Source organism: Acinetobacter sp. GN11 (assembly GCF_054823985.1).
Window position 1 is genome coordinate 1 of the sequence record NZ_JRVL01000109.1, and the last position, 18582, is coordinate 18582.

The following is an 18582-nucleotide window of genomic DNA, read 5'->3' on the forward strand; positions in this document are numbered from 1 at the left end:
TTGAGTACGTTGCGGTTCAGCAAGTGTGTACCAACGCGACAATACCTGTAACAGGCGTGAACCTAAAATTGGGTTCTTTTCATCGAGATATTGTGCAAGGTTAATAAAGTGAGCCACACCAAAGCCCCAAGTGTTTTCAGGGTTATTTGACACCCCACCACTCACCGCACGAATACGGTTTGGAGTTGTTAAATCATAGTCAGGATGTTGAGTCAGGTACTCGATTGTTTCTGCTGTCGCATTTGGGTTTGCTGCCTGAATCATGAACCATTGATCTAAAGATAAAGCTTCATCTTTAAAGCGGTCATAAAAATCAGCAAGTGCATCTTGAGCCTGAGGTGCATTTTGCCAAACCAATACACGTAACGCCCCTAAGCGTTCAGACATATTACCTGTGTTCTGATATTGCACGTGTGCAAGTTCAAATGCGGTTTGATCACCCTGACGAGCCATCATCATCAGCATAATGTTCTTTAACGCACGCACACCCATTGCCAAAGAAAATTCTTTTTGCAAGTCTGGGTCAAGCGTAAGGTAAGTATCTTTCCAGAATGAACCTAACTCTTGTGCCAAACGATTCAGCAAGGCTTCACGTTTTACATGAATATCGGATGGTGCATAGTCCTGATCGATACGACTACCTAAATAACCTTCACTTGGTACATCAAACAAACGCGATGCTAAAAGCGGGTCACGACCAACTAGCTCAGGTAAAGTGCTTTGAATAGCTTGAATGTAAGCATCAGCTGAATGGTCTTCTAACAAAATACGCTCAAGCAAGGTTTGCGTTGCTTGCCACTGGTTAAAACCATTCGTTTCGTGCTGAATTAAGAAAGCTAATTCTTCATCGGTATAATCAAATACGAGATTTACCGGAGCTGAGAAATTACGAAGTAGCGACACCACTGGTTGCTCAGTCACGCCAGTAAATTCAATGCTTGCCTCATCTTGGTCAAATAAGTACATGCCATCTTTAACATCGTTTACAAATAGGCTGTCACTGTGCAATGTATATTGCTCACCTGTTTTCGCATTAAAGAGTGCTAAAGCCACAGGAATCGGAACAGCTTTTAAATTTGGGTATTTAGGATGTGCTTTCAGGCTTTGTTTAAAGCTTAAACGGTAAGTTTGTGCTGCTGCATCATATTCACCTTTTGCTTCAAGCTTTGGTGTACCTGGTTGGTTATACCAAGTTAAGAATGCAGATAAATCTACACCTGAACCCGCAGTTAAAGCAGCAACCCAATCTTCTACAGTTACAGCCTGCCCATCATGACGGCGGAAATATTCGTCGGTTCCTTGACGGTATTTTTCTTTACCGAGTAAAGTCGACATCATGCGGTTAATTTCCGCACCTTTTTCATAGACCGTCGCTGTATAGAAGTTATTAATTTCTACAAAGTGATCTGGACGTGGCGGGTGCGACAATGGACCTGCATCTTCAGGGAATTGGTGTGATTTAAGCACAGCCACATCATCAATACGTTGAACCGCAGCAGATTGTAAATCTTCTGAGAAAGATTGATCACGGAATACCGTTAAGCCTTCTTTTAAGCAGAGTTGGAACCAGTCACGGCAAGTAATACGGTTCCCTGTCCAGTTATGGAAATATTCGTGAGCAATCACAGACTGTACACGCATAATCGCTGCGTCAGTTGTGTACTCTTCATCAGCAAGTACACATGACGTATTAAAGATATTTAAACCTTTATTTTCCATAGCCCCCATGTTGAACTGACTTACTGCAACAATCATATAGTTATCGAGGTCATAAGCACGGCCATAGTGCTCTTCATCCCAACGCATTGAATGCTTTAATGCTTCCATCGCAATATGGCATTTTGGAATATCTTTCTCAATCGCATAGATTTCTAAAGCAACATCGCGCCCTTCAGACGTCGTATAACGATCTTTAAGTACAGCTAAATCACCAATGACACAAGCAAACAAATAGCTTGGTTTTTTAGTCGGGTCTTGCCAGATGGCAAAGTGGCGGTTTTCGCCAACTTCACCTGTTTCTAGCAAATTACCATTGGCAAGTAACACTGGATATTTTTTGTCTGCTTCTACACGTGTAGTAAAGACTGAAAGTACGTCTGGACGGTCTGGATAGAACGTAATTTTGCGGAAACCTTCAGGTTCGTTTTGGGTTACAAACAACTCATCGGCTTTATATAAACCTTCTAATTGAGTATTGGTTTCAGGATGAATAATGACTTGTGTTTGTAAAATGACTTCAGCTGGTGCGTTAGTGATCACCAATTGCTCACTATCGAGCGAATATTGTGCAGAAGTAAGAATTTGTCCATTTAACTGAACAGATTGCAACTCAAGATCACGACCAAGCAAAACCAGATCGCCCTCAGTTTGGCGCTTCATCACCAATGTTGAATCAACAATTGTTTTATCATCATATACTTGAATATCAAGATTAATTGATTCAACTAAAAACGCAGGTTTTTGATAATCTTTTAAATAAACTGTTTGATCTGCCTGAACTGGAGGCTGCGCCGCAATATTCATCTTTATTCCTTATATACTCGTCTAAAACGGCAGTATGAGTCGCCATGAAATATCATACGCCAAGTCATACATACTGTATTTGCTTACCTTTATAAAATTAATGGGACTTCATTGATACATTTCAAATTAGAATCTGGTTTTATTAGCACAGATTAGACCAAATTTACGATAATCGTTGTTTATATAAGCAATCTATACAATAAAAATAAAACACCTTTAGCTTTTAACATTTTTTAGAGTCAGCTTACATTTTGGGCATGGTTCTTGCCTATTTAAATAGACCAATATGGGTATTTCAATAAGATTAAGAGGTGTCAATATGGAATTAAAAGCACATTTTCATCGTTTAGAAAATATTAAAGCGATTCATGATTTACACGCAGCAGGACTCGATCACCATGTGATTGCGGTGTTCTTAACTGCGGAAGGTATTTCTATAACGGCTCAGGAAATTAGCTCCATTGTGAATACTTACGATGCACTAGGCAAAATAAAATTACCAAGTAAAAAAGTACAGGCACTTATTAATGCCAAAAAACTTGGACAAAATGATGAGAACTTGCCGTGCCCTGTTTAATCAACAATTTAACTCGAGATAAAGACCTAAAATTCTCACATAGATTTTAGGTCTTTTTATTTTAACAACAAACGCAACTAGCAATCTCAGCCATATACAGTACGGCTGTGTATAATAGCCCCCATCATTTTTTATTTTATGTTCGGAGCAAAATGGCCTTACAAATTCTACAGAAACAACTGGATGAAAGTAGCCATTGTCCTCTCTGCCAAGCTTCAATGTATTGGGTAGATGCCGAGCAATTTGAACAAGACATTCAATTTCATGAATGCAGTCATTGTCAGCACCGCGTATTTAAAGATGAAAAAATGACGTGCCACTGTGAAACGTGTACCAAACAACGGAAAAAACTTTTACAGCAAACACGCTTACAGGAACAACGCCAATTTAAATCAAAAGAACAGCCACAACGCAGTCTGGAACAGCTCAGTTTTTTGCATAAACTTTTCTTGCTGAGTCTTTTAGATGAATATGCCCGTGAAGAGATCACTCATGATGAATATATTCATTGGGACAAAATTAAATACCATCACATCACGCCTAACTGGATGTTTCAGAGTTATTTAATTAAACAATTGCATAAAGATGGCATTTTGAATGCAAATGATCAAACTGATGACCCACAGTGTTTTTACTTAAATATTCGTTTAGATGGCTACAGCGATCCAAGTCTATTTAGTGTGGCTCAGCAACTACGTAATTGGTTTTATGAAAATTTAAGTTACGGCGTTCCTTTTCGTAGTGCAGATGAAGTTAAAGATGTACTTTTTCAGGTGCTGTATCAAGAAATTATCCAGTTCATGCAGTTCTATTGCCGAACTTGGGGTATCCAGATTGCCGGAAATTCAAATTTTCAAAGCTTTTGCTATCGTTTAATGGATTCACTCGCAATTGGGCAGATTTATTATCTCGTACAAACTGCACTCGAATATCTATATAAGCAAAAAGTTTTACAGCCTCGCAATGATAAGTTTATTAATACCAATCTATTAAAGAAAACTTTAGAGCAATATCGAGAGAGAGCCTTAGCTGAAAAGTGGGAAACCTCTATGCTGCCTCGTCCTCATAATATTCCCTATAGTAAAATGAGTTATATTTTGCTTAACCGCTTCTTAGGTTATGACGAACAAATATTTGTACAACCGGTATGGAAAGCATGGCGAAAAATTGAACCACGTTTAAATTTTTACTCAGTTAAACGTTGTATGCATTGTGGTTCAAATGATTTAACTGTTGATTATGATGCAGCAGATTATGTGTCTTTGATTTGCCAAAAATGTAAGCATCAAGACCACTATTTTACCCACTAAATCTATCATCACTTTGGCTTACTAGGGATAATAATATGACATCGACATCTAGTTTGATTGAACAGGTCATTGAAGCTTGGCACAACATGCAGGCAAAAACGCCTCTTGTGCAATGTATTACTAATAGTGTTGCAGCTAACTATACAGCCAATATATTACTCGCTTCTGGTGCTTCGCCTGCGATGATTGATAATCCTTATGAAGCAGAAAGCTTTACCAAAATTTCATCGGCTTTAAGCATTAATTTAGGCACCCCGACTTCAGAGCAAATGCAGGCCATGCAAATCTCTGCAAAAACAGCGCAACTTAATAACATTCCGTGGGTGCTTGATCCGGTGGGCTATGGACCAGTTTTAGCTTGGCGCAGTCAAATGACAGATGAACTTTTACAGTTTAAGCCTAGCGTTATTCGTGGTAATGCTTCAGAAATCAGTACACTTGCAGGTAATCAAATTCAATCTAAAGGTGTTGATAGTACCCTAAGTAGTGATGATGCCTATCGACAGGCTTACGCGCTATTAGTACATACAGGCTGTATCGCAATTTCAGGTGAGTCCGATTACATTTTATCTAAAGAACTAGATGTCGTTATCCAAGTTAACGGCGGTAGCCCCTTACAACCCAAAATTACAGCAACTGGTTGTGCTTTAGGTGCATTAATTGCTGCATATAGTGCGGTAACGACTCCAACCATTGCAGCGCTTTCAGCCCATGTACATTTTGCAATTGCGGGTAAACTTGCGGCTAATCAGGCACAAACCATGGGAAGCTTTAGTAACATTTTTATGGACTATATCCATATGTTAGATGCTAACCTAATTGAGCAATATGCAAATATAAAGCTATTAGGTTTAAAGGCATAACCGCAAGTTATGCCTTTATTCGACTACTCTTATTTTAAAAGTAAGTAGATATCTGTAATAAGATCACACTCTTTCACATCATGCACAAAATTATGATAGTGAAAGAAAACTGGATATTCCCCTGCTTCTTCGGGTTGCTCAGGTAACCAGTTTCTAAAGATGTAATAAACACTATCTTTAATCTGGTCGTGGCTACCAAAATGTCTTACAGTCGCATAACGACCCGCAGGAATTTCACCTGTTTGTACGCCGTAACTATTTTCGGGTACAGCCTTTTCAATTGAACCAGCAATATCAAATCGAAACTCGTCAGACGGAGTCTGCTCAGGGTCAGCAAACGGAATCCCATAAGTTCTAGACTTGGTCACGGGCGACAAACCTGTTTCTTTACGCCAAGCAATAAAACGTGCAGCGGTTTCAAAGACTTTATCTGGACTCCCTAAATGCGACAGATAGGCAATCTTTTCAGCAGGACGCTCAACAATATTTACATTCATTTTTAGCTCACTTTTTGGAAGTGTAAAAACAAACTTCTGGTGCCAAGATTCCCAATCCGGTTTATCTCTAAAAGCCCGCGGAGTTTGATCAAATGAACGCTTAAATGCACGAGTAAATGCCTCTGGACTGTCAAACCCTGCTTGCAATGCAATCTCAATAATTTTGAGTTCAGGTTCAAAAGCCAATTGAAAAGAGGCCCGCTTTAAACGAGAAAGTTGAATAAACTTCATCACATTTAAACCAATATGAACGGCAAAAATACGATGAAAATGAAACTTAGATAAGACTGCAATCTGGCTCAATCGGTCAACATCTAAATCTTCATCTAAATGTCTTTGAATATAATCGCAAACCAGTTGCAGCTTTTTTATATATACAGCCATACATTTATGTCTGTTCATTCGATAGCACTACTTTTACATAGTGCTAATCTCTATTCTTGATCGAAATTGCGCTTTTTAGTGTTATACAACTTGTTTGAAATAATCTTCTCTTGGCATATCGACAAGCTCAACGCACAATTGAATTTCTTTATTAAACTCTGGTTGTAGATAATTTTTATTGCTGAGTGCCGTTAATAACTGATCACCTATTAGCTGTTTTTGTTCGGCAGTTCTTCCAGACAAAATATAAACTTTTACATGAATATAAGCTTGATCAGCCCCTAAGCCAATGAGGAAAACCTCGTCTTTACGCGCACGGCTTTTAATGTCTTCTGGACTAAATAACTCTGTCTCAATCAGTATGGTATTAATTTCTTCAAGTAATTGTTTTGCGTTTAATCCGGTTAAGTTTTCTGAATAATCAACTACAACGTGCGGCATAGCCACCTCAATTTATGTAATAAGTAATTAAGCTAATTAAACTTTACTCAATAAATAATAAAGCTAATCGGACCTGATCATATCCCATTCGAGGGCTGGTTGCTTCAACAATTGGTCTTAGTTTGATCGATCCATCATCAGAAAAATGATCTGGATTTTGACGTTTTTTCAGCTTCTTATAAATTTTTCGGATTTCTTCGACTACTTCCTCACCCGGATGGGCAACTGAAATATCTAGTTTTTGTTCCTTATGAAGTCGTGCTAAATGATTAATGATCGTTGCTGGTGTCAGACCACGCTCATGCGCGATGTCTTCAATTTCATAACCTTCTTCAAACAATGCACGTGTTTCATCTAGCGTTGCCGTAGCGTAATTTTGCTTTCCACCTTTTGCGATTTTTTTCTCATTACGAGAAATCTCGGTTTCATTTAAAGTGCCGCCACAGTGACGAATAAAGGCTTTGTGCTGAGCAGTTAAATCTACATCAGCAAAATTAACTTCGGCTTCTTTAGAAAGCTCTTGAAAACGACGATCAGCTTTTACAGCTAAACTATCTAACTCTAAAGCTTGCTCGTTAATCCCTAATAACTTAAGACCAGTTAAAGATTTTAAACGCGACAATGCTACATAACCCTGACCTTTTTCGAAGGTATTCGTAAGGTTAATTTCAGCAGCTTCTAAAGTCATCCCTTGGCTTTTATGAATGGTAATTGCCCACGCTAAACGAAGTGGAATTTGCTGAAAACTTGCAATCACTTTACCTGCTTCATTTTCAACTGACCATGTTTCAGGAGCAACCAGCAAAGTCGTGCCATCAGTCAGTTTTACTTTCGGCAATAAGCCATTTTCGTCATCTTCTTCAAAGCCAATGACTTCACCTAAACTCCCGTTGATATACCCCATATCAAAGTTATTTTTTACAAACATAACTTTGGCATGCTTTTTCAGTGTGAGTTCTTCTGGCGCACGAACCGAAGATTTTAAAGTTTCTAATAACTTTTCATTACCATCTAAAACGGCATTGAATTGATGCCCTTCATTATCAATTTCATTTAAGTGCTGATAATTGATATTGTCGACATCCATATTGTGCGTATAAAGACGAGTAAAGGTCTCACCAATATCTTGCGAGCGTGATTGACGTAATGCGTGTAAATGATCTGATTGAATATTCTGCGCACGAATGGCATTTAAAATCTGATTTAGAATTTCATCATCTTGACGGTGTTGTTCCGTTAAATAACATACGCGAAATTTGGCTTCGACCCATGCATCAGACATAAAACAGAACTTGTCACGGTTGGCTTCACTATTACGCCCAACTGGTGGTAACTGAAAGAAATCTCCAGCTACAATGACTTGAATACCGCCAAAAGCTTCATCACTTTCTTTAAAATATTTTAAAACCTGATTGACCAGATTAAGCTGCTTAGCATGGAGCATCGAGATTTCATCGATGACGAGAACTTGCGCATTTTCAAGGTGTTCCTTGAGATATTTACGCTCTTTCATACGTTTTAGGTCATCGTCAGTTAACTGATCTTTAATACCGATGCCCGCCCATGTATGAATGGTCATGCCGTTCATATGTGTTGCAGCAATACCTGTAGATGCCGTAATTGCCACAGGCACTTTACGTGCTTTTAGGTATTGGATGTACTGATTAAGTGTATAGGTTTTCCCTGCACCAGCCGAACCGGTTAAAAAGACATTTTCACCTGCTTTAAGCAGTTTAAGCGCAGTTTCCTGTTTCATAATCTCATAAGTACATCTTCAACAGCCCATAGCTTAACGACTTTCCCAAAAAAATTAAATGAATGTGCCAGAATTTCTGTAAAAACCATATAAATCAATAATTAATAATTAAATGATATTTGGTAGGTTTTTGGTAGGTAGGAAAAGTAGCGTCACATCACAATACTAGGCCCATGGTGAGGCTCACCTGTAATAACAAACAATGGATTTATGGAAGAAGGAATCACTCCATGGCTTTTAAAAATATTGCAGATCAAACAAACGGTTTTTATATTCCCTGTGTATCACTCTTTGGACCAGGATGTGCCAAAGAAATTGGTACAAAGGCACAAAACCTCGGCGCAAAAAAAGCATTAATTGTGACCGATGCAGGCTTATTTAAATTTGGTGTCGCAGATCTTATCGCAAACTATTTAACTGAAGCAGGCGTTGCGAGCCATATTTTTCCGGGTGCAGAACCTAACCCAACCGATATTAATGTTCATAACGGTGTAAATGCCTATAATGAAAATGGCTGTGACTTTATTGTCTCTCTAGGTGGTGGTTCATCCCATGATTGTGCAAAAGGGATTGGCCTAGTTACTGCTGGCGGTGGCCATATTCGTGACTACGAAGGTATTGATAAAAGCAAAGTGCCAATGACGCCACTGATTGCAATCAACACAACGGCTGGTACTGCATCTGAAATGACTCGTTTCTGTATTATTACCAATACAGACACTCACGTAAAAATGGCAATTGTCGACTGGCGTTGTACCCCACTGATTGCAATTGATGACCCGAAACTCATGATTGCAAAACCAGCTGGTCTAACAGCGGCAACGGGTATGGATGCGTTAACTCATGCGGTTGAAGCATATGTTTCTACAGCAGCAAACCCAATTACCGATGCTTGTGCAGAAAAAGCTATCACGATGATTAGCCAGTGGTTACAACCTGCTGTCGCAAATGGTGAAAACATCGAAGCACGTGATGCAATGAGCTATGCACAGTACTTGGCTGGCATGGCATTTAACAACGCATCTTTGGGTTATGTTCATGCAATGGCTCATCAGTTGGGCGGTTTCTACAACCTACCTCACGGCGTGTGTAATGCAATCTTGTTACCACACGTGTGTGAATTTAACTTAATTGCTTGCCCAGATCGTTACGCAAAAATCGCGGAGTTAATGGGTGTAAGAACTCACGGGTTAACAGTGATGGAAGCTGCCTATGCTGCTATTGATGCCATTCGTAAACTGTCTTCATCGATTGGTATTCCATCTGGTTTAACAGAGCTAGGTGTGAAAACTGAAGACCTTGCAGTCATGGCAGATAATGCTCAAAAAGATGCTTGTATGTTAACCAACCCTCGTAAAGCAAATCATGCACAAGTTGTGGAGATTTTTAAAGCAGCACTTTAATACTGATGTAATGGCATATCCCTCAAGTAAGTCAAATCCCTCCGACCGTTGACTTACTTTTTTCGGGAATACTTAGCTCCAGCGGTATTCCCTTTTTTTAGAAACTATATTCCAACCTTCTCTAAACCTGATTGACAATTCGCCCATTTCATTGAAGGATACTCAACATGTCTTAATTACAATAGCTCGATAAAAATGAATACATCTTCAGCTAATCAAAATTATGTTCCAGATATTTTAGGTACTGGCTATGAACAGCTTACACTCAACTTTCCTAATGATTACGAAGGCAAAGTTGTAGCAACCTTAGTGCGTAAAAAGGCCGCTCAATCGACTCAAAAAGCCGTGCTATATATTCATGGTTTTTTAGACTATTTCTTTCAAACCGAAATGGCTGAGCAATTTAATGCTCATGGTTACGACTTCTATGCCTTGGATTTAAGGAAATACGGCCGTTCAAAGCTACAACATCAAATTTTCTATAATGTGCTTGATTTAAATGAATACGATGCCGAAATTACACAAGCATTAGAAATTATTGGTAAAGAACAGCATACCCAAGTCTTGCTTGCAGGGCATTCGACTGGCGGTTTGACAGCAACACTTTATGCTGCCCATAACCCAAACCACCCTCTGATTAAAGCACTTTGGGCAAACAGCCCGTTTTACGATTTTAATTTAAGCTTAATCGAAAAGAAATTTGGTATTCCAGTACTCAGTCGAGTAGGAAAATATCTGCCAAAAGTTAAATTCCCAAGCCAACTGAACAAATGGTACACCGCGAGCCTTCACAAACAGCTCAAGGGCGAATGGGACTTTAATCTGGACTGGAAACCTACCTCTGCGTCTACTGTTCAACTCAGCTTTCTACATGCGATTCATACGGCACAAAAAGAAATACATCGCGGGGTTAAACTCAATGTTCCCGCACTAATTATGCACTCTCATCAGACTAAAAACCCTAAAAAATGGGGAGCAGATGCGACTCAGAGTGATGTAATTTTAGACGTTAAAGACATTGAAAAATTTGGTAAAAAAATCAAAGGTGATGTCTCTGTTGTCTCTATTCACAATGGATTGCATGATTTAGTCCTTTCGGCCCAGCCAGTACGGGAACAAGTCTATCAACAATTATTCCAGTGGCTGGATCAAAAAATCACTTAACTGAGCTTAGGTGAGTCAAGGTATTTCATCAGTAATTGATGCGCAGGATGTTCGCTCGGTACTAACTCCATAAGACGTTCTACCGCATCGATTGCTTCAGGGAAATGAGCTAAATGCTTAAGTAATAAATCTGTTTCTTGCGTTTTAAAAATTGCATCGCTCAAGCGTGATTCAAGGCAATCACGCCATGCACATAAAAAGGGACTTTCCGTTTTTGCCAGAAATACACCAGTGTAAAGCTGCAAAGCCGAGGCTGCATATCCTGCATCCAGTGCTTGTTCAGCTTGTAAAAAATCAGCCTCAACATGCACTAGCAAACGATATGGGCGTGAACCAAGTAAACCACCCAAAATATCTCTTAGTTGAGACATTTCAGCTTTAAGCGTACCCATACTAACTTTACGTTCGCCATAGAGCGCCTGATAAAGATGCTCTAAAGTTAAACCATGTGGACATAACGCCAATATGGTTAAAATTTCAATTTGACGCGGTGTTAATAATAAACTTTTGCCATTAAATTTAACTTGTGGCGTCGAAAATGCCCGAATATTTAATTGCTGACGCTGCTGCTCTAGCAAAGCAGACTGAATAATGGATGCACAACGTTCAGCTGCCAATATTCCTAAACTATTATGATTCTTCCATGTTGTTGATAAATCAACGACACCGAGGGTTTGTTTTGAGTATGGATCGATAATTGGGGCAGCATAACAAACCCATTCATGAATCGATTCCATATAATGTTCATTTGAAAAAACACAGCTTGATTGTTGCGTTTTTAAAGACAAAGCCAGTGCATTGGTACCGACAAATTCTTCACGCCATTGACCACCCTGCACAAAGTGAACACGCTCAGCAGCGCTTTGCATTTGCGCACTTGTTGCCGTCCAAATGATGGTACTACCGATATCACCGACAGCAATCACCATTGAAGATTGCTCTGCAATATGACGTAAATCGCCAGCACACTGACTTAAAGCCATATCTAAAGCATTTTGTGAAGCAGATTTTTTCTCGACTAAGGGAGCCGCAAAACGCTCTTTAGGAATCGCAGCAGAAGCTGATCGTTCCCACGAGCTTGCAATGCTTTGGCCGAGCTTGGCAGCATTCTGAGGAGAGAGACTATTTTGCGTACGCAGTTGATCAATCAACGTCCGTTGCTGCAATAAATCCTTTTTTGTGAACATTTGTAAATTCCTTATATATCCACATTTCTATTCCAACCTTTCTCCAACCTTCTTCTTTATATCCTAATTATACAAAGTACGAAAGTACCTACTGACAGGGTTCTTGTTAGTCTTTAGTCCTAAAAAGCAAAGGAATATTTATATGCGCTATATCGATCCAAATCAACCAGGCTCAAAAGTTCAATTTAAATCACAATACAAAAATTTTATTGGCGGTGAATGGGTAGCACCTGTAAAAGGTGCTTATTTTGACAATGTATCTCCTGTTGATGGAAAAGCTTTCACACGTATTCCACGCTCTAGTGCCGAAGATATTGAACTCGCTCTAGATGCAGCACACAAAGCAAAAGCAACATGGAATAAAGCATCACCAACGGTACGCTCGAATATCCTTTTAAAAATTGCTGATCGTTTAGAAGCAAATCTTGAAATGCTTGCTGTTGCCGAAACTTGGGATAACGGTAAAGCAGTCCGTGAAACTTTAGCAGCTGACCTTCCGCTTGCGATTGACCATTTCCGTTATTTCGCTGGATGTATTCGTGCTCAAGAAGGTGGCATCTCAGAAATTGATGAAGATACCATTGCTTACCACTTCCACGAACCATTAGGCGTTGTTGGCCAAATCATTCCATGGAACTTCCCGATTTTGATGGCAGCATGGAAACTTGCTCCTGCTTTAGCAGCTGGTAACTGCGTTGTGATTAAGCCAGCTGAGCAAACTCCAGTGGGTATTTTGTTGGTGGCTGAACTCATCCAAGATATTTTACCACCGGGTGTCCTTAATATTGTCAATGGTTTCGGTTCAGAAGTCGGCCGTCCTTTAGCGACAAACCCACGTATTGCAAAAATTGCATTCACAGGTTCAACTCAAACTGGACAAATGGTGATGCAATATGCGACTGAAAATATTATTCCAGTCACCTTAGAACTTGGTGGTAAGTCACCAAACCTTTTCTTTGAAGATATCATGGATAAAGAAGATGACTTCTTAGAAAAAACGCTTGAAGGTTTCGCCATGTTTGCCTTAAACCAAGGTGAAGTATGTACTTGCCCTTCTCGTGCTTTAGTACAAGAAAGTATTGCTGATCAGTTCTTAGAGATGGCTGTTGAACGCGTAAAACGTATTAAAACTGGTCATCCACTTGATACTGAAACGATGATTGGTGCTCAAGCATCTCTACAACAACAAGAGAAAATCTTACGTTGTATTAACACTGGTCGTGAAGAAGGTGCAGAACTCTTACTTGGCGGTAGCGGCCGTAAAGAAGTAGGCGATGGTTATTATGTTGATCCGACTATTTTTAAAGGTCACAATGGCATGCAAGTTTTCCAAGAAGAAATTTTTGGACCTGTACTTGCTGTGACAACGTTCAAAGACTTTGACGATGCAATTAAAATTGCCAATGACACCATGTATGGTTTAGGTGCAGGTGTATGGTCACGTTCAGCTCATATTTCTTATCGTGCTGGTCGTGCTATTGAAGCTGGCCGTGTTTGGACAAACTGCTACAACATCTACCCTGCACATGCTGCATTTGGTGGCTACAAGAAGTCTGGTATTGGCCGTGAAAACCATAAAATGATGCTAGATCACTATCAACAGACTAAAAACTTGTTGGTGAGTTACTCAACTAAACCAATGGGCTTCTTCTAAGTTTCGCACCAAGTTGATACCAAACTATCAACACTAGTAAGAAGTAAGATGACTAATTATATAAGAAGCCAGTAATTTAGATTGCTGGCTTCTTTATTTACGGTTGTTAAGCTTGAATTTTTATCATTTAGAATAAAAAATCTCCATCTACTCTCTGAAGTGCTTCATTTAGGCATTGCTTTTGCATTGATTCATACAAACCCACTCTCAGGAGTATTGTATGAATCAACCAGAAACAGCTTCCGTCATTTCTTCAAGCACAGAAGTCTCATCAGCAGAATATTTTGCTCAGCGTCAACTCAAACAAGGTACGGTTGGTTGGTTACTCCTGATTGGTTTAGGCGTAGCTTATGTGATATCGGGTGATTTTGCCGGCTGGAACTTTGGCATAGCCCAAGGTGGCTGGGGTGGTATGTTTATTGCCACTGCACTCGCCGCAATCATGTATCTGTGCCTGTGTCTTTCTATGTCAGAAATGTCCACCATGATGCCGACAGCAGGCGGTGGTTATAGTTTTGCGCGTGCTGCTTTTGGTCCTTTTGGGGGCTATTTAACAGGCACAGCCATTTTAATTGAATACGCGATTGCCCCTGCTGCTATTGCCGTATTTATTGGTGGTTATTGCGAATCTCTATTTGGCATAAATGGCTGGATGATTTACCTCGCCTGCTACGCCATTTTTATGGGCATACATCTGAAAGGTGCCGGCGAAGCCTTAAAAATTATGTTCGCAATTACACTTGTCGCAGCTGTTGCTCTAGTTGTATTTATTGTCGCAATGATTCCACATTTTAATACACAAAATTTATTAGATATTCCTGTTGGCACAGCAGCTGGTGCAAGTCGTTTTCTACCTCATGGTTACTTAGGCATCTGGGCCGCAGTTCCCTTTGCAATCTGGTTTTTCCTTGCAGTTGAAGGTGTGCCATTAGCCGCCGAAGAAGCAAAAGATCCAGCAAAATCTCTCCCACGCGGTTTAATCGGAGCAATGCTCATATTAACGGCGTTTGCTATGCTCATTTTATTCTTGGGTGCGGGCGCAGCAGGTGCAAGTACTTTGCAAAACTCAGGAGCTCCCCTCGTCGATGCTCTGGTTAAAGTTTATGGCACCAACACTTGGCTTGCGACTTTTGTTAACTTTGTTGGTTTAGCAGGTTTAATCGCGAGTTTCTTTTCAATTATCTATGCCTATTCACGTCAAATTTTTGCACTCTCTCGTGCTGGTTACTTACCTACTTCACTCTCTTTAACCAATAAAAATAAAGCCCCTTATCTCGCAATTATTATTCCGGGCATTATTGGGTTCTTGCTTTCACTTACCAAAGAAGGCGATTCACTGATTTTAATCGCGGTTTTTGGTGCCACCATTTCCTATGTGTTGATTCTTTTATCCCACATCAAGCTACGCCTATCTAAATCCGACATGCCTCGTCCTTATAAAACTCCTGGAGGAATCGTTACTTCAAGTATTGCCTTAGTTCTAGCAGTCGCTGCTGTAGTCGCAGGCTTTGTTGTTAATCCAAAAGTTTGGTTTATTGCTGCCGCTATTTATGTCGTATTTATTGCTTACTTTTTATTCTATAGCCGTTATCATTTAGTTAAAGGTACACCAGAAGAAGAGTTTGCAAATATTAAAGCCGCAGAACAAGAACTATAAAAAAGGATGCAACTATGAGTTATCGCAATATTGTCGCCAATCAACAGTATCATTTTGCTGACTTGAAGACCTTGATGGCAAAAGCAACGCCGTTACGTTCTGGCGATGAATTAGCAGGTGTAGCGGCCAGAGATGCAACCGAACATGTTGCGGCACAAATGACACTAGCCGATGTACCACTTAAAACCTTTTTAAATGAGGTTCTGGTCGATTACGAAACTGATGAAATTACACGACTAATTATTGATGAACATGATCTGGCAGCCTTTGCCCCTATTTCACACTTTACAGTAGGTGATTTTCGAAATTGGTTACTTGGAGAAGAAGCCACTGCTCAAAGTTTAAAAGCCTTAGCATCAGGTTTAACTCCAGAAATGGTAGCTGCTGTCAGCAAAATTATGCGCAATCAAGATTTGATTTATGTCGCCAGTAAATGTGAAGTAATCACCCAATTTCGCAACACGATTGGTTTAAAGGGTCATCTTTCTACCCGTTTACAACCGAACCACCCCACCGATGATGTACTGGGTATTTCTGCCAGTATTTTAGATGGTTTGATGTATGGCAATGGTGATGCAGTGATTGGCATTAACCCCGCCACAGATAACCTTCATAATTTGTCAGAGCTACTGAAATTACTTGATCATGTCATTCAGGAATATCAAATTCCGACGCAATCTTGTGTACTTACCCATATCAGCTCAGGCATTCAACTTGCTGAAAAAAATGTGCCAATTGATTTAATGTTTCAATCAATCGCTGGTACGCAACTGGCTAATGAAGGTTTTGGAATTTCACTCGACTTACTACAAGAAGGATATGAAGCCACACTCGCACTCAAACGCGGAACCATAGGACAAAATGTTATGTACTTTGAAACGGGTCAAGGTAGTGCATTATCCAGCAATGCACATCACGGCGTTGATCAGCAAACATTAGAAACGCGTGCTTATGCAGTGGCCCGTAAATACAATCCGCTTTTAGTGAATACAGTCGTTGGCTTTATTGGTCCCGAATATCTTTTTAACGGCAAACAAATTATACGTGCAGGACTAGAAGACCACTTCTGCGGCAAGTTACTCGGAGTACCAATGGGCTGCGACATTTGCTATACCAACCATGCGGATGCAGACCAAAATGATATGGATGTTCTCCTTACCCTATTTGGTGCTGCGGGCATTAACTTTATTATGGGAATTCCGGGTTCAGACGATGTCATGCTCAACTATCAAACGACCTCGTTTCATGATGCCCTCTATTTAAGACAACTCTTAGGTTTAAAACCCGCTCCTGAGTTTTCAGCTTGGCTTGAACAGCAAGGTATTTTTAAACAGCAAAACTCTCAAATTTGTTGGGCAGACCACATGCCTGACCAATTCTCTCGTCTGCTCATGAACTAGGGAGAACACCATGAAACTGAACCGTGATATTCAATATCCTTCCTCTACTCATCAAGATCAGTGGGAAAAACTTAAACAGTTTACCGATGCCCGCATTGCTCTGGGCCGTGCAGGTTGTAGCATCCCAACACAAGCCTTACTTGAATTTCAGTTGTCGCATGCACAAGCAAAAGATGCGGTTTATCAAGACATGGATGTTACCTATTTATCTGAACGATTAGCGCAAAGACAGCTGCAAAGTCTTCATGTTCAAAGTAATGCTCCTAATAAGGAAATCTATCTTAAACGTCCTGATTTAGGACGTCAGCTTTCAGATCAATCAAAAGATGTCTTAATTAAGAAATATGCAGATGAGCCTCAACAATACGATGTTTGTATTGTGGTCGGTGATGGACTCTCTGCAAGAGCGATTGAAGCGAATGCTATTCCATTCATTACTGCACTAAGTGAACAAGTTCAACAAGAAAACTGGACTCTTGCGCCCATTACACTGGCAACAGGCAGTCGGGTTGCTTTAGGTGATGAAGTTGCTGAAATATTTAAAGCATCCATGCTTGTGATGCTGATTGGAGAGCGCCCAGGTTTAAGTTCACCTGACAGTATGGGAATTTACTACACGTGGAATGCATATTCAGGCTGCCTTGATGCTAAACGTAATTGTATTTCTAATGTCCGCTCAGCAGGTTTAAGTATTCCAGTTGCAGTACAACGTTTAATGGCATTAATGAAAAAATCAAAACAGCTCAGCTTTTCAGGAGTTAATTTAAAAGATGAGCATCAACTTTCAGATATAGGACTTGAAGCAACTCAAAAGCTATTATTTTAAACAGTAGAATATGTTTAGAGATTTATTCATGAATAGATAATCCTTTGCATAACAACATCATTTTAACGAAAAATATCAATTTTCAGGTATTGACGATTTATACAGATATTTTCTTCTTTATATTTATCGCTATACTCCACCTATTGATCTTCTATGAATCATTTCTATGAGCACAACAAACGCCTTCCCAAAAACTATTTATGCCATTCAGCATCTTGCTTTCGAAGACTTAGGTTCATTAGAAGATGTCTTTTATCAACTCGGATTTCGCGTCCGTTATTTTGAAGCAGGTGTTGATGATTTAACTCCTGCTTTTTCATATGAAGGTTTAACCATTATTTTAGGTGGCCCAATTGGTGTTTATGAAACTGACGATTATCCATTCTTAAAAGATGAAATCGCTTTACTCAAACAACGTTTAGCAGCTGACAAACCTACGCTTGGCATTTGCCTAGGCGCACAGCTTATTGCTCATGCACTTGGCGCAAAAGTATATGCAGGACATCAAAAAGAAATTGGCTGGGGTCCACTGAGCTTAAGCCTACGTGCTAATCAGGTTTTATCTGGTTTGCTTAACAATGTTCATGTTCTACATTGGCACGGCGACACTTTCGATCTTCCTGAAAATGCAGTGCTCTTAGCAAGCTCAGATATTTATACCAATCAGGCATTTGAAGTCGGCAATAATATTCTTGCTTTGCAATTCCATATTGAAAGTACTGAAGAACATTTTGAAAAATGGCTAATTGGTCATACATGTGAACTTCGCCATGCCAATATTTCAATTTCAAAACTTCGCGAAGAAAATCAGCAGTATGCTCAAAATCTCGAACATGCTGCTTTTGATGTTATTCAAAAATTTCTTAAACGAATTGGATATAGTGGTTAATCTTTAATTCAATATATTAATTAAATTATATCCATAAAACCGAATGTTTAT

Annotated in this window: 15 protein-coding genes; 10 read left to right on the plus strand and 5 right to left on the minus strand. The window is 39.7% G+C overall.

Going from position 1 to position 18582, the window contains the following annotated elements; genetic code table 11:
- Positions 1-2523 (minus strand): aminopeptidase N (gene pepN, locus NL42_RS11100; RefSeq protein WP_461312778.1); only part of this gene is annotated, 2523 nt, incomplete at its 3' end.
- Positions 2524-2842: 319 nt separating this feature from the next.
- Here pepN and NL42_RS11105 point away from each other — a divergent pair.
- The 3 genes from NL42_RS11105 to thiM all read left to right on the plus strand — a co-directional run bounded on the left by NL42_RS11105 (position 2843) and on the right by thiM (position 5273).
- Positions 2843-3100, plus strand: coding sequence for a hypothetical protein (locus tag NL42_RS11105; RefSeq protein WP_461312779.1), 258 nt, complete (start codon positions 2843-2845; stop codon positions 3098-3100).
- A 152-nt stretch (positions 3101-3252) separates the two neighbouring features.
- Positions 3253-4410 (plus strand): hypothetical protein, encoded by a 1158-nt coding sequence (locus tag NL42_RS11110; protein ID WP_461312780.1) that lies wholly within the window; start codon positions 3253-3255, stop codon positions 4408-4410.
- A 35-nt stretch (positions 4411-4445) separates the two neighbouring features.
- Positions 4446-5273 (plus strand): hydroxyethylthiazole kinase, encoded by an 828-nt coding sequence (thiM, locus tag NL42_RS11115; RefSeq protein ID WP_461312781.1) that lies wholly within the window; start codon positions 4446-4448, stop codon positions 5271-5273.
- A 29-nt stretch (positions 5274-5302) separates the two neighbouring features.
- Here the strand turns inward: thiM and NL42_RS11120 are convergent, their stop codons facing one another.
- From NL42_RS11120 to NL42_RS11130, 3 genes are all read right to left on the minus strand, one after another.
- On the minus strand, positions 5303-6154 hold the full coding sequence (locus tag NL42_RS11120) for an AraC family transcriptional regulator (RefSeq protein WP_461312792.1): 852 nt from the start codon (positions 6152-6154) through the stop codon (positions 5303-5305).
- An 81-nt stretch (positions 6155-6235) separates the two neighbouring features.
- Positions 6236-6595 carry a 5-carboxymethyl-2-hydroxymuconate Delta-isomerase gene (locus NL42_RS11125; protein WP_461312782.1) on the minus strand — a complete coding sequence of 120 codons (360 nt, stop codon included), beginning with the start codon at positions 6593-6595 and terminating at the stop codon, positions 6236-6238.
- A 43-nt stretch (positions 6596-6638) separates the two neighbouring features.
- Positions 6639-8351, minus strand: a complete 1713-nt coding sequence (locus tag NL42_RS11130; protein ID WP_461312783.1) for an AAA family ATPase — start codon at positions 8349-8351, stop codon at positions 6639-6641.
- A gap of 230 nt (positions 8352-8581) precedes the next feature.
- Between NL42_RS11130 and mdh the strand changes: the two genes are divergently transcribed.
- Entirely contained in the window at positions 8582-9754 is a 1173-nt protein-coding gene (mdh, locus tag NL42_RS11135; RefSeq protein WP_461312784.1) for an iron-dependent methanol dehydrogenase, read from the plus strand.
- Positions 9755-9949: 195 nt separating this feature from the next.
- Entirely contained in the window at positions 9950-10918 is a 969-nt protein-coding gene (locus tag NL42_RS11140) for an alpha/beta hydrolase (protein ID WP_461312785.1), read from the plus strand.
- Here the strand turns inward: NL42_RS11140 and NL42_RS11145 are convergent.
- Positions 10915-12105, minus strand: a complete 1191-nt coding sequence (locus NL42_RS11145; RefSeq protein ID WP_461312786.1) for a transcriptional regulator — start codon at positions 12103-12105, stop codon at positions 10915-10917. The two genes, NL42_RS11140 and NL42_RS11145, sit on opposite strands and share 4 nt — an antisense overlap.
- 142 nt (positions 12106-12247) lie before the next feature.
- On the opposite strand from NL42_RS11145, the gene exaC reads away from it, so the two are divergent.
- From exaC to NL42_RS11170, 5 genes are all read left to right on the plus strand, one after another.
- On the plus strand, positions 12248-13759 hold the full coding sequence (gene exaC, locus NL42_RS11150) for an acetaldehyde dehydrogenase ExaC (RefSeq protein WP_461312787.1): 1512 nt from the start codon (positions 12248-12250) through the stop codon (positions 13757-13759).
- 220 nt (positions 13760-13979) lie between these two features.
- Positions 13980-15416: an ethanolamine permease gene (gene eat, locus NL42_RS11155; RefSeq protein ID WP_461312788.1), complete on the plus strand. Its 1437-nt coding sequence runs from the start codon at positions 13980-13982 to the stop codon at positions 15414-15416.
- Positions 15417-15430: 14 nt separating this feature from the next.
- Positions 15431-16816 (plus strand): ethanolamine ammonia-lyase subunit EutB, encoded by a 1386-nt coding sequence (locus NL42_RS11160; protein ID WP_461312789.1) that lies wholly within the window; start codon positions 15431-15433, stop codon positions 16814-16816.
- 10 nt (positions 16817-16826) lie between these two features.
- Positions 16827-17642, plus strand: a complete 816-nt coding sequence (gene eutC, locus NL42_RS11165) for an ethanolamine ammonia-lyase subunit EutC (protein ID WP_461312790.1) — start codon at positions 16827-16829, stop codon at positions 17640-17642.
- Positions 17643-17808: 166 nt separating this feature from the next.
- Positions 17809-18531, plus strand: coding sequence for a glutamine amidotransferase (locus tag NL42_RS11170; RefSeq protein ID WP_461312791.1), 723 nt, complete (start codon positions 17809-17811; stop codon positions 18529-18531).
- The last annotated feature ends 51 nt before the right edge of the window (positions 18532-18582 follow it).